General features: G+C 72.6%; 8 protein-coding genes and 1 tRNA gene. 8 read left to right on the top strand and 1 reads right to left on the bottom strand.

From position 1 onward, the window contains the following. Positions 1 to 7 precede the first annotated feature (7 nt). From P1V51_19165 to P1V51_19145, 5 genes are all read left to right on the top strand, one after another. Positions 8 to 1,015, top strand: a complete 1,008-nt coding sequence (locus P1V51_19165) for a cytochrome c biogenesis protein ResB (GenBank protein ID MDF1565165.1) — start codon at positions 8 to 10, stop codon at positions 1,013 to 1,015. Then, the gene (gene ccsA, locus P1V51_19160; GenBank protein MDF1565164.1) at positions 1,012 to 1,836 is read left to right on the top strand and encodes a cytochrome c biogenesis protein CcsA; all 825 of its coding nucleotides are present in this window, start codon (positions 1,012 to 1,014) and stop codon (positions 1,834 to 1,836) included. Before P1V51_19165 ends, ccsA begins: the two co-directional genes overlap by 4 nt. 188 nt (positions 1,837 to 2,024) lie before the next feature. Further along, on the top strand, positions 2,025 to 11,045 hold the full coding sequence (locus P1V51_19155) for a cytochrome c3 family protein (protein MDF1565163.1): 9,021 nt from the start codon (positions 2,025 to 2,027) through the stop codon (positions 11,043 to 11,045). 92 nt (positions 11,046 to 11,137) lie between these two features. Then, positions 11,138 to 12,652 carry a radical SAM protein gene (locus tag P1V51_19150; protein ID MDF1565162.1) on the top strand — a complete coding sequence of 505 codons (1,515 nt, stop codon included), beginning with the start codon at positions 11,138 to 11,140 and terminating at the stop codon, positions 12,650 to 12,652. Between the two features lie 7 nt (positions 12,653 to 12,659). Continuing rightward, on the top strand, positions 12,660 to 13,130 hold the full coding sequence (locus P1V51_19145; GenBank protein ID MDF1565161.1) for a cytochrome c3 family protein: 471 nt from the start codon (positions 12,660 to 12,662) through the stop codon (positions 13,128 to 13,130). On the opposite strand, the gene P1V51_19140 is transcribed toward P1V51_19145, so the two are convergent. Next, the gene (locus tag P1V51_19140; protein ID MDF1565160.1) at positions 13,131 to 13,868 is read right to left on the bottom strand and encodes a hypothetical protein; all 738 of its coding nucleotides are present in this window, start codon (positions 13,866 to 13,868) and stop codon (positions 13,131 to 13,133) included. It abuts the gene before it with no gap. A gap of 55 nt (positions 13,869 to 13,923) precedes the next feature. On the opposite strand from P1V51_19140, the gene P1V51_19135 reads away from it, so the two are divergent. The 3 genes from P1V51_19135 to P1V51_19125 all read left to right on the top strand — a co-directional run bounded on the left by P1V51_19135 (position 13,924) and on the right by P1V51_19125 (position 15,609). Then, positions 13,924 to 14,006, top strand: a tRNA-Leu gene (locus tag P1V51_19135). Positions 14,007 to 14,010: 4 nt separating this feature from the next. Beyond that, positions 14,011 to 14,448, top strand: coding sequence for a hypothetical protein (locus P1V51_19130; protein MDF1565159.1), 438 nt, complete (start codon positions 14,011 to 14,013; stop codon positions 14,446 to 14,448). A gap of 45 nt (positions 14,449 to 14,493) precedes the next feature. Beyond that, complete coding sequence (locus P1V51_19125; GenBank protein MDF1565158.1) at positions 14,494 to 15,609, top strand: VWA domain-containing protein; 1,116 nt, start codon at positions 14,494 to 14,496, stop codon at positions 15,607 to 15,609. Position 15,610 lies beyond the last annotated feature (1 nt).

Below are 15,610 nucleotides of genomic sequence, written 5' to 3'. Positions count from 1 at the left end.
AGAGCCCATGAGGGCCGCTCGGGCGGGGCGTGGGTGGCGTCGGGGCCTCGCGGGCCTGGCCTCGCTCCGGCTCACGGCCGGGCTGCTGCTCGTCCTCATGGTCATCCTCGTCCTTGGCGCCCAGGAGCTCGTCGAGAGCGAGTGGCCCAGGGTTGCCCTGCTCTTCGCCCTGGCCCTCAACCTCGTGGCCACGGTGGCGCGGCGCTGGAAGGGCTTCCTGCGCAAGCCCGGCCTCCTGGGCTTCCACCTGGCCCTCATCGGACTCTGCGGCGTGGCCGGCGCCGGACGCCTCGTCCATCAGGAGTGCGAGCTCCTCCTCATCGAGGGGCAAGAGCGGGGTCTGGCCGCCACCGTGCGGAGCCGGGGGCCCCTGGCGCCCGGCTGGCTCCAGGAGGCGGGGGTGCGCCTCGAGCGCTACCAGGTCGAGTACCACCGCAGCGGCACTCAGCTCGCGGCCGAGGCCCGGCTGCAGGTGAACGAGGAGGGTGGGGCGGTCCGCTCCATCGTCCTGCGACCGGGGCAGGGGGTGAGCGTGAGCGGGGTGCGCTACTCCCTCTGGCCCAACGCCGGCTTCGCCGCCCTCTTCTCCCTGACCACGCCCTCGGGCGCTCGCAGCCAGGGGGCGATCACCTTCCCCGAGTACCGGAGAAAACCCCTCGAGCAGGTGCAGGTGCTGAACCTGCCGGGAGGAAGCGGCGCCATCTCCGCCGAGCTCGAGCTGCCCGACCTGCGGGGCGAGGGGGAGCGGTGGCGGCTCGAGGCCCCCCCCGAGGCTCGCGTCGCGCTGATCCTCCCCGGTGCGACCGAGCCCTGGCGGCTGGCGGTGGGGCAGGCGCTCGAGCTGCCTCTGGGCACCCTGCGCCTCGAGGCGCTGCCCACCTACGCCCGCCTCTCGGCCCCCTACGATCCGGTCTGGCCGGTGGTGGTGACCCTGCTCGCAGCCTTGCCCTTCTTCCTCCTCTGGCACTACCTCTGGACGATGCGCGGAAGGAAGAAGGGAAGGAGCCCGGCGTGAGCCTCGAGATCGGTCTGCTCTGGGCAGGGACCATCGCCCTGGCCCTCGGCTCCCTCGCCGGCTGGGCCGCCCTGATCTGGGGGGGCAAGCGCCCCGGCCAGGTGGTGCTCTCGACCGCCGCGCTGGGCCTCGCGCTCCTCGGCCTCTCCATCGTCCTGCGCTGGGTGAGGGTCGGCCACGGCCCCTACATCAACGTCCTGGAGGTGCTCTCCTCCAGCGTCTGGGTGGGGGTGGCGATCCTGGTCGCGCTGCTCTGGCGCCGAGAGTCGCTGCGCCTGGCCGCCGGGCCGGTGCTCGGCCTCTCGGTCCTGCTGCTGGGCTGGGGCGTGCTCTCGAGCCCCGAGGTCGAGCCTCTGCCGGCCACCTTCGAGAGCGTCTGGCTGATGATCCACATCGGCTTCGCCAAGGTCGCCTACGGATCGATCCTGGTCGCGTCGGCGGTGGCCTTCGCGTACCTCGTGCGTGAACGCCGCGGCCGCGGCGCGCAGGATCCCGAGCTCGGTGCGGCGCTCGCCGGCCTCGACGACCTGGGCTACCGGCTCGTCGCCTTCGGCTTCATCGCCGTGACCTTCATGGTCGCCGCGGGCGCCCTCTGGGCCCAGGAGGCCTGGGGGCGCTACTGGGACTGGGACCCCATCGAGACCTGGGCCCTGGCGACCTGGATCGCCTACGGCCTCTTCCTCCACGTCCGGATCACCTGGCGGGTGAAGGGCAAGGCCTCCGCCTGGGCTATCCTCTTCCTCCTCGGCCTCTCCGTCTTCGCCTTCTTCGTCATCTCCCGGGTGGCGGCGACGGTCCACACCGAGTTCATGGTGGACTGAAGTCCGGAGGACCGGATCGACGTAATCCTTTCGTCGCATCCGGCCGTGCGGATCGCCTGCGCAAACCTGGCGTAGGGTGGGGCATATGCCCCACTCGGAAGGCGGTCAAGGTTCCAGATTTCAAGGGCTTGGCGGAGCTGAGCGCTGGTTCGGTTCGTGCACTCCCTGCGGCGCGGAGGGGAGCGTTCTTGCGAGCACTATCGCGCGAGCTGATTCTCGGTGTCTGTCTGGTTCTGTCCTTCGCCGGTTGCGAGTGTTCCGACCCCGGGGGCCGCCTACCCGACGCCGGTACCGACGGCGGCAACACCGACGGCGGCGGCACCGATGGTGGCGGCACCGACGGCGGCGACACCGACGGCGGCGGCACCGACGGCGGCGGCACCGACGGCGGCGGCACCGATGGTGGCGGCACCGATGGTGGCGGCACCGATGGTGGCGGCACCGATGGCGGCGGCACCGATGGCGGCGGCACCGATGGCGGCGTGACGGAGCTCAGCTGCGCCGTCCTCTGTCACGGCGACGAGGAGAGCGGCGCTCCCCCCCTGGACCTGCGGGGCGGCTCCCTGACGAGCGCGACCGAGGTGGGCGCCCACCGCAGCCACCTGGTCGAGGGCTCGGACTGGCACCGCGACGTGGTCTGCGAGGACTGCCACCTGGTCCCGATCGCCGTGGGAGACGTCGGCCACATCGACACCCCGAGGCCCGCCGAGCTGACCTGGGGGGGCGTGCCCCTCGCCGATGGGGCCAGCCCGGTCTGGGATCGGCTCCGCTGCGACGGCGTCTACTGCCACGGGGTCACCCTCCACCCCGGCGGCACCAACACCACCCCGGAGTGGACCACCGTCGACGGAAGCCAGGCGGCCTGCGGCACCTGCCACGCGCTGCCACCTCAGGCGCCACACCCGGTCGACACCGACTGCTCCCGCTGCCACCCCACGATCGACACCGATGGCCTCACCTTCCTCGAGCCCCAGCGCCACGTGGACGGAACCGTCGACCTCGGCCCCCTGGGCTGCACCAGCTGCCATGGTGATCCCGCCACCGGCCCGGCTCCGCCCGCCGACACCACCGGCGGCGTCGACACCTCCCTGCGCGGCGTGGGCGCCCACGCCTCCCACCTGGCCGCCGGATCGGGCTGGCACCGGGACCTCAAGTGCACCGACTGCCACCTCTACCCGGCCGCCCTGGACTCCCCCGGCCACATCGACACCCCGCTGCCCGCCGAGCTGACCTGGGGCGCCGTGCCCCTGGCCGACGCGGCGGCGCCGACCTTCACCGCCGGCTCCTGTGACAACTACTGCCACGGTCAGACTCTCCTGCCCGGTGGGAGTGAGACGACCCCCGTCTGGACCACCGTCGATGGCAGCCAGGCCAGCTGCGGCACCTGCCACGGGCTGCCGCCGGCCTACCCCCATCCCGCGCGCTTCGACTGCCAGAGCTGCCACCCGGACATCGGCGCGGGGTTCAGCTTCCTGGAGCCGGATCGCCACGTCGATGGCGTCGTCGACCTCGTGCCGCTGCAGTGCAACACCTGCCACGGCGGCGCCACCAGCGACGCCCCGCCGGTGGACACCACCGGCAACGCCAGCACCGCGCTGACGAGCGTGGGCGCTCACCAGAGTCACCTCGGCACCAGCTCCTGGCACCGCGAGGTGCAGTGCGACGCCTGCCACCGGGTGCCCCTCCAGTGGACGGATCCGGGCCACGTCGACACGCCGCTGCCCGCGGAGCTCACCTGGGGAGGCCTGCCCCTGGCCGACGGCGCCGCTCCGACCTTCATCGGGGGCTCCTGCGACAACTACTGCCACGGCCAGACCCTCCTCTCGGGCGGCAGCGACACGACCCCCGACTGGACCACCGTGGACGGCACGCAGGCCGCCTGCGGCACCTGCCACGGGCTGCCTCCGGCGGGGCCCCACCCGGCGGTCGCCGCCACCGACTGCTCGGGCTGCCATCCCTTCACCGGCACCACCCCCGACGATCCCGCCACGCACATCGACGGGCTCGTCCAGCTGACCCTCTCCTGCAACTCCTGCCACGGCTCGGCGACCAACGACGCGCCGCCCCAGGACACCCTGGGCAACCTGGCGACGAGCGCGCCCGGCGTCGGGGCCCACCAGAGCCACGTCGCGGGTGACACCTCCTGGCACCGGGCCGTCGGCTGCGACGACTGCCACCTCGTCCCGGCGGCCGTCGGGGACGTCGGCCACACCGACACCCCGCTCCCCGCCGAGCTGACCTGGGGCGCCGTGGCCCTGGCCGACGGCTCGGTCCCGACCTTCGTGGCCGGCAGCTGCGACACCTACTGCCACGGCCAGACCCTGATCGCCGGCGGCAGCGAGACCACCCCGAGCTGGACGACCGTCGATGGCAGCCAGGCAGCTTGCGGCACCTGCCACGGCCTGCCCCCGGCCTTCCCCCATGTCGCCCGCAGCGACTGCGAGACCTGCCACCCGGACGCCGCCGCCGGCCTGAGCTTCTCGGCTCCGGCGCAGCACGTCGACGGCATCGTCGATCTGGTGCCGCTGGCCTGTAACACCTGCCACGGCTCCGCGACCAGCAACGCGCCGCCGGTCGACACGGGCGGCGACGCGCTCACCACCCACGCGGGCGTCGGGGCCCACCAGAGCCACCTCGGGACCAACAGCTGGCACCGGAGGCTGGTCTGCTCCGACTGCCATCAGGTCCCGGCGGCCTGGACCGACGTCGGCCACCTCGACACGCCCCTGCCGGCGGAGCTGACCTGGGGCACCCTCCCGGTCAACGACGGCGCCACGCCGACCTACTCCGGGGGCTCCTGCGACAACTACTGCCACGGCCAGACCCTGATCGCCGGCGGCGCCGACACGACGCCGGTCTGGACCACCGTCGATGGCAGCCAGGCCGCCTGCGGCAACTGCCACGGTCTGCCTCCGGCCTACCCCCACGTCCCGCGCACCGACTGCGAGAGCTGTCACCCCGACGCCGCGGCCGGCCAGACCTTCTCGACGCCCTCCGAGCACGTGGACGGGACCGTGCAGCTCGTGCCCCTGGCCTGCAACACCTGCCATGGCTCGGCCTCGAGCGACGCCCCGCCGGTCGACGCCGCGGGCGACACGGTGACCAGCGACACCGGGGTGGGCGCCCACCAGAGCCACCTGGGCGCCAGCGGCTGGCATCGCGAGGTGGTCTGCGCCGACTGCCATCAGGTCCCCACGGCCTGGACCGACGCCGGCCACGTGGACACCCCGCTGCCGGCGGAGCTGACCTGGGGCGCCCTGGCCGCGGCCGACGGCGCCACCGCCACCTGGGCGGCCGGCTCGTGTGACAACTACTGCCATGGCCAGACCCTCCTGACCGGCGGCAGCGACACCACCCCCGCCTGGACCACGGTGGACGGCAGCCAGGCCGCCTGCGGCACCTGCCACGGCCTGCCCCCGGCCGGGCCCCACCCGGCGGTCGACCCCGCCGACTGCTCGGGCTGTCACCCCTTCACCGGCACCACCCCCGACGCGCCGGCCAGCCACATCGACGGTGTGGTCGACCTGAGCCTCTCCTGCAACTCCTGCCACGGCTCGGCGACCAACGACGCCCCGCCCTCGGACACCAACGGCAACACCGCCACCACCGACCCGGGCGTGGGGGCCCACCAGAGCCACGTCGATGGCGACACCTCCTGGCACGCCCCCATCGCCTGCGAGGAGTGTCACCTCGTCCCGGCGGCCTACGACGACGCCGGCCACCTCGACTCGGCCCTGCCCGCCGAGACCGTCTGGGGCAGCACGGCCACCGCCGACGGCGCGAGCCCCACCTACGCCGGCGGCGACTGCACCAACTACTGCCACGGTGAGACCCTGGGCGGCGGCAGCGAGACCACGCCCACCTGGACCACCGTCGACGGCAGCCAGGCCGCCTGCGGCAGCTGCCACGGCACCCCGCCGCCCTTCCCCCACGCCAACCGCAGCGACTGCGAGGCCTGTCACCCCGACGCCGGCCCGGGCATGACCTTCACCGACCCGGCCAGCCACGTGGACGGCACGGTCGATCTCATCGGCTTCGCCTGCAACTCCTGCCACGGCTCGGCGACCAGCAACGCGCCGCCGGTGGACACCACCAACGGCAGCGCGACCACCCTCTCCGGTGTCGGCGCTCACCAGAGCCACCTCGGCGCCAGCACCTGGCACCGCACCATCCCCTGCACCGACTGTCACCTGCTCCCCGGCGTGTACACCGACCCCGGCCACATCGACACGCCGCTGCCCGCCGAGCTCACCTGGGCCGCCTTGCCCACCGCCGACGGCGCCACCGCCACCTGGGCCGCCGGCTCCTGCGACAACTACTGCCACGGCCAGACCCTCCTCGGCGGCGGCACCAACACCACGCCCGCCTGGACCACCGTGGACGGCAGCCAGGCCGCCTGCGGCACTTGCCACGGCCTGCCCCCGGCCTTCCCGCACGTCGCCCGCAGCGACTGCGAGAGCTGCCACCCCGACGCCGCGCCCGGCCAGACCTTCTCGGCGCCGGCCCAGCACGTGGACGGCACCGTGCAGCTCGTCCCGCTCGCCTGCAACACCTGCCACGGCTCGGCGACCAGCAACGCGCCGCCGGTGGACACCAGCGGCGCCAGCGCCACCACCCTCTCGAGCGTCGGCGCCCACCAGAGCCACCTCGGCGCCAGCACCTGGCACCGCACCATCCCCTGCGCCGACTGCCACCTGGTCCCCGCGGCCTGGACCGACGCGGGCCACGTCGACACGCCGCTGCCGGCGGAGCTCAGCTGGGCCGCGGTGCCCACCGCCGACGGCGCCACCGCGACCTGGGCCGCCGGCTCCTGCGACAACTACTGCCATGGCCAGACGCTCCTGACGGGCGGCACCAACACCACGCCCGCCTGGACCACCGTCGACGGCAGCCAGGCCGCCTGTGGCACCTGCCACGGCCTGCCCCCGGCCTTCCCGCACGTCGATCGCAGCGACTGCGAGAGCTGCCACCCCGACGCCGCGCCCGGCCAGACCTTCTCGGCGCCGGCCCAGCACGTCGATGGCACCGTCGATCTCGTGCCGCTGGCCTGTAACACCTGCCACGGCGACGCCACCAGCGATGCCCCGCCGGTGGACACCGGTGGCGCGACCGTGACCACCGATCCCGGCGTGGGCGCCCACGAGAGCCACCTCACGGGCAGCGCCTGGCGGGCCGACATCGCCTGCGAGGAGTGCCACCTGGTCCCCGCGGTCTACACCGACGCCGGTCACATCGACTCCGATCTGCCGGCCGAGCTCACCTGGGGCACGACCGCCGGCGCCGATGGCGCGACGCCGAGCTACGCCGGCGGCACCTGCGACAACTACTGCCACGGCCAGACCCTCACCGACGGGGGCGGCTCGGACACGACCCCCGACTGGACCACGGTCGATGGCAGCCAGGCCGCCTGCGGCACCTGCCACGGCCTGCCCCCGGGCGGGAACCACCCGACGAACCCCGACTGCGCGAGCTGTCACCCGGACGCGGGCCCCGGGCTGACGATCACGGACTCGACCCAGCACGTAGACGGCGACGTCGATCTGGTGCCGCTCCTCTGCAACACCTGCCATGGCTCGGCGACGAGTGACGCCCCGCCGGTGGACACCGCGGGTGACGTCCTCACCACCGACACCGGCGTCGGGGCTCACCAGAGCCACCTGGGCTCCAGCACCTGGCACCGCCCGGTGATCTGCACCGACTGCCACCTCGTCCCCTCGGCCTGGACCGACCCGGGCCACATGGACACGCCGCTGCCGGCCGAGCTCACCTGGGGCGCGCTGCCCACCGGTGATGGCGCCACGGCCACCTGGGCCGCGGGCTCCTGCGACAACTACTGCCACGGCCAGACCCTGATGACCGGCGGCACGGACACGACCCCCGTGTGGACCACGGTGAACGGCACGCAGGCCGCCTGCGGCACCTGCCACGGCCTGCCCCCGGACTACCCCCACGTCGATCGCGGCGACTGCCAGAGCTGCCACCCGGACGCCGCCGCCGGGCTCACCTTCTCCACGCCGGCGCAGCACGTGGACGGCACGGTGCAGCTGGTGCCGCTCCTCTGCAACACCTGCCACGGCTCGGCGAGCAGCGACGCGCCCCCGGTCGACACCGCCGGGGACACCCTGACCTCCGACACCGGGGTCGGTGCGCACCAGAGCCACCTCGGCAGCAGCACCTGGCGCGCCCCGATCGCCTGCGACGCCTGCCATCAGGTGCCCACGGCCTACACCGACGCCGGCCACATGGACACCGACCTGCCCGCCGAGCTCTCCTGGGGCGCGTTGCCGCAGGCCGACGGCGCCATCCCGGGCTGGACCGGCGCCTCTTGCGACAACTACTGCCACGGCCAGACCCTGATCAGCGGGGGTACCAACACCACGCCGGTCTGGACCACGGTCGACGGCAGCCAGGACGCCTGCGGCACCTGCCACGGCCTTCCCCCGGCCTTCCCCCACGTGGGCCGCAGCGACTGCGAGACCTGCCACCCGGACGCGGGCGCCGGCCAGACCATCGTCAATGCGGTGCAGCACGTGAACGGCACCGTCGAGCTCGTGCCCCTGCTCTGCAACACCTGCCACGGCTCGGCCGCGAACGACGCCCCTCCGGTGAACACCACCGGAGCCTCCCTGACCACCCTGACCGGCGTGGGCGCCCACCAGAGCCACCTGGGGGCCAGCGCCTGGCACCGGACCATCCCCTGCAGCGACTGCCACCTGGTCCCGGCCGCCTGGACCGACGCGGGCCACCTCGACACCCCGCTGCCGGCGGAGCTCACCTGGGACGCGGTGCCCACCGCCGACGGGGCGATCCCCGGCTGGACCGGCGCCTCCTGCGACAACTACTGCCACGGCCAGACCCTGATGAGCGGAGGCACCAACACCACCCCGATCTGGACCACGGTGAACGGCACCCAGGCGGCCTGCGGCACCTGCCACGGAGCGCCGCCGGCCGCGCCGCACGTCGCCCGCACCGACTGCGAGAGCTGCCACCCCGACGCGGCGCCCGGCCAGACCTTCTCGGCCCCGGCCCAGCACGTCGACGGAACCGTGCAGCTCTCCCCGATGAGCTGCAACAGCTGCCACGGCTCCCCGACCAGCGACGCGCCGCCGGTCGACACCGCGGGGGACAGCGCCACCAACGATCCGCAGGTCGGCGCCCACCAGGCCCACCTCGTCACCGGCACGAGCTGGCGGGCGGACATCGCCTGCACCGAGTGTCACCTCGTCCCCGCCTCCTACACCGACGCCGGCCACATCGACGGTGACGGAGTGGCCGAGACCACCTGGGGCGCCACGGCCAGCGCCGATGGCGCGTCGCCCAGCTACAGCGGCGGCGACTGCAGCAACTACTGCCACGGCGCCACCCTCGGGGGCGGCAGCGACACGACGCCCACCTGGACGACCGTCGATGGCACGCAGGACGCCTGCGGCACCTGTCACGGCGTCGCGCCGCCGGGGCCGCACCCGGTCGTCGCCCCGACCGACTGCAGCGGCTGCCATCCCTTCACCGGCACCACGCCGGTCGACCCCCAGACCCACGTGGACGGCACCGTCGATCTCCTCTGCGAGAGCTGCCACGCCTACCCACCGCTGCCCGGCTCGCAGGACTACGCCGGCGGCGGCGGCGCCCACGACCTGCACTTCACGACCCTCGGCTTCGGGTGCGCCACCTGCCACGGCCACAACGGCAGCGGCCCCACCCACGACGAGGGCGGCGGCACCGTGCTGCAGGCGAACGTCGACGTCGTCTTCGGGGCGACGCCGGTCTACCCGGGAGGCACGACGCCGACCAACGGCCTTTCGCCCTCGCACACCGCCAGCGCCAACCCGACCTGCCGGGTCGGCTGCCACGATCCGCTGCCGGGTGACGTCGCCGAGCTGAACAACGTCGCCACCTGGACCGACACCACCATCGGCTGCAACGAGTGCCATGACGAGCCGGGGATCACCCTCGACACCAGCCACGACCACGATCCGGCGAGCACCGGCGACGACCTCGTCATCCGCGCGAGCTGCCAGGAGTGCCACGACGTGAGCAACCACGCCTCGGGCACCGTGGCCATCGTCGATCCGGATCCCACCGACGGCTTCACCTACGCCGCCACCGGCCTCTCCGGGCTCTGCCGCACCTGCCACGACGGCGGGGCGGGCACCTTCTTCCAGGGCCAGACGCCCCCGGACAAGAGCAGCTACTGGAGCATCCCCTGCCAGCACTCGGTGGCGGGCCTGGACTGCGAGAGCTGCCACGACCGCCACGGCTCGGCGGCGGGCACGATGCTCGTCTACCGGGAGGAGGACCTCTGCTACGGCTGCCACGACGGCAGCGTGGCGAGCACGAACCTCACCACCCCCTTCGGGCGGGCCAGCCACCACCCGATCGTGGACAGCGAGCAGACCGGCTGGGAGGTGGAGTGCACCAGCTGCCACGAGGTGCACGTGGCCACCACCGGGCTCTCCCCCCTCGAGAGCTCCCTGCCGGGCGCGGTCCTCTACGGCAGCGAGGGCAGGGTGCCCCAGACCGTGGGCGGCGTGTGGACCTCACCGTCCAACTACCAGCCCGTGACCCTCACCGGCGCCGCCACCGACCGGCAGGCCTTCCTCTGCTTCAAGTGCCACACGCCGGCGCGCTCCGGCTACACCGGTCAGGACGTGGGGCGTGACTTCAACCCCAACAACCCGCGCTACCACGCGGTCTGGGGCGCCTCGAAGGCCACCGGCCTGGGCACCTATGTCGCCCCCTGGGACGGCGCCTCGGGCATGGCCTGCACCGACTGCCACGCGAGCGCCAGCGGGACGGATCCGGCCGGCGCGCACGGCTCGGATGTCTCTCCCTTGCTCAAGGGCCTCTGGAACCAGAACACCGGGCGCACCGGGAACGTCACCGGCCACCTCTGCTTCAACTGCCACAGCCCGACGGTCTATGGCGCCAACTGTACCAACGAGAACGGAAGCGCGTCGGGCTTCCGGGAGGCCGGCGGCCGCAACCTCCACTGCCGACGCCACGACAACCGCCCCTGTGCGGCCTGTCACGGCATGGTGCCCCACGGCTGGAAGCGGCCCTATCCGATCGCTACCGATCAGGACGGCGCGCCCTACGAGTACCCGACCTCGAACTACGGCATGCAGTCCGACTCGAACATGGCCAACTGGGGGCCGACGAACGGCTGGAGCGAGAACGACTGCCACAACCAGATCGGCTCCTGCGGCTAGACTGAACCGGCAAGCGAGTCGTGGTAGCTTGACCTCCTCCCCTGACCGGTGGGCGGCGGCGACGGTACATCACCCACTTCGGGTCGAGTGAATTGAACAAGCGTCTGAAGATCATGTTGATCACGCCCCCCTACCACTCGGGCGTGGTGGAGTCCGCCGGGGTCTGGATGAACCTGGGCTTCGTGACGCTCGCCGGAGCGCTGCGGGAGCGGGGGCACGAGGTCGTCCTCCACGACGCGATGGCCCGCTTCGACGACCACGAGACCATCCAGGCCGAGATCGAGCGCCAGCGCCCGGACCTCGTCGGCCTCACGGGGATCACCGCCTCCTACCTCGCCTGTGTCGAGGTCTGCCGCCGGGCCAAGGAGGCGCGCCCCGGGCTGATCACCGTCCTGGGCAACACCCACGCCTCCTTCATGTGGGAGGAGGTCCTGAACCTCCACGCCGAGATCGACTACGTGGTCCGGGGAGAGGGCGAGGTGACGATCGCCGAACTGGCCGACTGCCTGGCCGCGGGGGACCACCCACGAAAGGTCCAGGGGATCGCCTACCGGGACGGGGGTCACCCCGTCACCACCGGCACCCGGCGGCTCAGCTCGGATCTGGACGCGCTGCCGGCGGCCTGGGACCTGGTCGACTGGCCCACCTACACCTACCGGCCCAAGGCCGGCTCGACCCTGGCCGTGGTCTCCTCGTCGCGGGGCTGCGCTCAGGCCTGCACCTTCTGCTCGCAGCGCCTCTTCTGGGAGCTCTCCTGGCGCCCGCGGCGGGCCGAGGCCTTCGTCGCCGAGCTGGAGATGCTGCGGGACCGCTTCGGCGTGAACATCGCGATGCTCGCCGACGAGACCCCCACCGTGGATCCCGAGCGCTGGGCCCGCATCCTCGACCTGCTCATCGAGCGTGAGGTGGGGGTCGAGCTGCTCCTCGAGACCCGGGTCGACGACATCCTCCGGGACGAGGCGCTCCTCCCTCGCTACAAGGAGGCCGGCATCTCCCACATCTACGTGGGGGTGGAGGCCGCCCGGCAGGACACGCTGGACCTCTACCAGAAGGACACGAGCGTCGAGCAGGGCCGGCGGGCCATCGAGCTGATCAACCAGGCGGACATCGTCTCGGAGACCTCCTTCGTGCTGGGCACCCCCGACGAGACGCCCGAGAGCATCCGGACCACCGTCGAGCTGGCCAAGCACTTCGGCCCCGACATGGCCTTCTTCCTGGCGATCACCCCCTGGCCCTACACCCAGCTCTGGCCGGAGCTCGAGCCCCACCTCGAGGTGCGCGACTACGCCCGCTTCAACCTGGTCGAGCCAGTGGTGAAGCCGGAGGCGATGACCCTCGAGGAGATGCACCGCGCCCTGAAGAGCGCGGCCCACGAGTTCTTCGCCGACAAGTTCGTGCGCCTGGGGGAGCTCTCCGCCTTCAAGCGAGAGTTCCTGGTGAAGGTCGCGGCCATCCTGATGAACCACTCCTACCTGGCCGGCGACATGGCCCGGCTGCGAGGTGAGATGCCCGACTGGGTGCGCAAGATGCTCGAGGGGCTCGAGAGGGAGAACGCTCACCTCGCGGCGCCGGGCCACGGCGGTCTCCCCGACGGGCGCGGGAGCTGAAGGCCGCGTGGGGAGGTCAGCTCGCAGCGAAGGGCCCCGGTGGCTGGGCTGGGCGCTCCTGCCGCTGCTGGGGGTGGGCGCCGGAGTGATGCTCTACCTCGGCACGCTCACCCCATCGCAGTACCGCGGGTTGCGCTTCGTCACCTACGACCCCGAGATCCTCGACGCCCTGATCGACCCGCACGCCTACGAGGGCAAGCCGGTCTGCCAGGCCTGTCACCCCATCCGGGACAAGGCCCTCCTCGACGATCCGATCGCGGTCTGCACCCGCTGCCACACCTTCGAGCACGCCAGCCACCCGGTGGGCGTCATCCAGCGGCGGATCATGGAGCCACCCCGGCCCCTGGGGGAGGGCAACGCCGTGGTCTGCCACAGCTGCCACGATCCGCACCGGGTGAGGAAGGGGCAGAGCGCCCTGCGGGACGAGTTCGACGCCCTCTGCCTCTCCTGTCACCGCCGGCACGAACGCGGGCGCTGATCAGCGCCGGCGGCCGCCGCGCTTCTGGCGCATGCCGCCGCGCACGGGCTTGCCGCCCATGCCGACCATCTGCACCGGAGGCTTCTCCAGCAGCAGGGCCCACCACTCCTCGGCGTAGGCCTTCATCTTCATCTTCTTGCCGTTCTGGAGGTTGAGGAGGTTGGCCTTGAGCTTCTCGTCCTCGGGCTGGGCCTTCAGGCCCTTGCCCAGGATCTCGATGGCCAGGGTCTTGTTGCCCCGCCGGGCCTCGCACCACGCCCAGGCGGCCCAGGTCAGGCCCGCCTTCTTGTTGTGCTTGGTGGCCTCCTCGAAAGCGGCGGTCATCTCCTCCCAGCGCTTCTTCTGGAAGTGGAGCGCGGCCAGCATCAGCTTGGCCTGCCACTGCTTCACGTAGGCCTGCTCCAGGAAGGGCCGGGCCGCCTCGAAGTTCTGCTGGTAGGTGTAGTGGATCATCCCGATCTGGGCGTCGAGGACCGGGGCCACCAGGAACTGCCACCGGCCCAGCTCCCGGGCGGACTTCAGCAACCGGATCGCCTCCTCGGGCTTGCGAGCCGCCAGCGCCTTCTGCACCTCGGGCATCAGGGCCTCGAGCTGCTTGTTCGTCCGCCGGGCGAGCAGCAGGTAGGAGGCGATGGCGACGACCACCCCCGGGAAGGAGGCGAGGCCGAAGCCCGTGTAGAGGCCGAGGCCGACGGTGGTGGCAGCGGCGAGACCGAGCGAAATGAGGAGGTTGATCATGCGCGGCGGCGTTGTATACCGGTGGTTCCCTGCTGACCAGATTGAGGCGGGGAAGGGCCCCCTGGCGGAATTGGCAGACGCGGTTGACTCAAAATCAGCTGTCCTATGGGCATCCCGGTTCGAGTCCGGGGGGGGCCACACCATGAAGAAGACCATCCTGCTGCTGGTGCTGGGGCTGGCCGCCGGGCTCGCCCGCCCTGCCGCCGCCGAGGTCCGGTTGGGCCTGGGGGCGGACTGGGTGGTCGAGGAGGCCGCCGGGATCTTCGAGCTGACCCTGGCGGTGGACACGCCGGTGGCCCGCAAGCTCACCGTCGGCGGCCGCTTCGGCGTCGCCCTGCTGGCCCCCGGCGTGGGCCTCGGGGTGCCCATCGATCTGAACCTGCGGGTGAAGTTCGGCCGCTCGCGGGTCTACCTCGAGGGCCTCATCGGCCCCTGGATCTTCTTCGACGGGGGCGACACGCTGCGCTTCCACGGGGCCATCGGCTTCGGTCTGCGCAAGAAGGCCTTCGAGATCGGCCTGGAGGTGGGCGTCCTGAACCGGAGCCCCCTCCTGGGCCTGCGCCTCGCCTGGGTCATCTAGGGGACCGCTCCCCCCCGCCCGAAGGTGCTAGGCTGAAGGGCGAAGATGCGGAGGGAGCTCCACGACTGCGGGCCCTGGAGGGAGGCCCTGGCGGTGACGACGCTGTTCGTCGTCTCCCTGGCCGCCCTCGCCTGCGACCGGCCGACCACCACCGCGCCGGTCTACAAGGCCCGGGTGCGCCCCATCGAGCCCGAGCCCGCCCTCCACGTCGGCGCGGACCAGGACCGGGTCCAGCTGCTGCGGCCCGAGCTCCTGCCCCCCGAGCTGCGCGGCCCCTCCCAGATCGACGCCTTCCTCCAGGACGACGCCCAGGTGGACATCCTCTGGGTCATCGACAACTCGGGCACGATGGACAACGAGCGGGATCGCCTGGCCGCGGCCTTCACCCGCTTCATCGACAGCCTCACCCGGGAGCAGCTCTCCTTCCACATCGGCGTGACCACCACCGACATGATCCAGGTCGGGATGGGCTTCCGGGGCGAGCTGATCGGCCCGCCCACGGTGATCGACACCGACACCCCGGATCCGGTGGCCTCCTTCCGCTCCCACGTGACGATGCCCGACAGCCGGGTGCAGGACGAGCAGGGCTTCTCCGCGGCCCTGGCCGCCCTCACCGAGCCCCTGATCTCCGGGGCCAACGCCGGCTTCCTCCGGGAGGGCGCCGACCTGGCGGTCATCATCGTCTCGGACGAGGACGACAACTCCCTGGGCGACGTCGATCACTACGCCCGCCGCTTCAAGGCCCTCAAGGGGGTGGGGAACGAGGACACCGTCTCGGTCTCGGTGGTCGTGGGTGAGCGGCCCTCCGGCTGCGTCTCTCCCGACGACGTGGGCATCCTCTGGGCCGAGGCCGACAACGGCGAGCGCTACCACCAGGTCGCCGCCCTCACCGGCGGCATCGACGCCAGCGTCTGCGCCGCCGACTACCGCGCCACCCTGGAGGAGCTGGGCCTGCGCTTCTCGGGCCTGCGCCGGATCTTCCCCCTCTCGGCCAGCCCGCGGGTGGCCACCCTGCGGGTCACCGTCGACGGCCTGGCGGTCCCCCGGGACGCCGCGGCCGGCTGGACCTACGACGGTCCCACCCTCTCCATCCAGTTCCTCGGGAACTACGTGCCCCCGCCGGGCTCGGTGGTCGAGATCCGCTACGACCTCTCCGTCTAGA

The sequence above is a fragment of the Deltaproteobacteria bacterium genome (assembly GCA_029210625.1).
GTDB lineage: Bacteria > Myxococcota > Myxococcia > SLRQ01 > SLRQ01 > JARGFU01.
This window is presented reverse-complemented; position numbering and strand designations above follow the sequence as displayed.

Excerpts from the sequence above, each read along its gene's own strand:
- P1V51_19165 (MDF1565165.1), top strand. The coding sequence starts at position 8 with ATGAGGGCCGCTCGGGCGGGGCGTGGGTGGCGTCGGGGCCTCGCGGGC.
- P1V51_19130 (MDF1565159.1), top strand. The coding sequence starts at position 14,011 with ATGAAGAAGACCATCCTGCTGCTGGTGCTGGGGCTGGCCGCCGGGCTC.
- P1V51_19125 (MDF1565158.1), top strand. The coding sequence starts at position 14,494 with ATGCGGAGGGAGCTCCACGACTGCGGGCCCTGGAGGGAGGCCCTGGCG.
- P1V51_19140 (MDF1565160.1), bottom strand. The coding sequence starts at position 13,868 with ATGATCAACCTCCTCATTTCGCTCGGTCTCGCCGCTGCCACCACCGTC.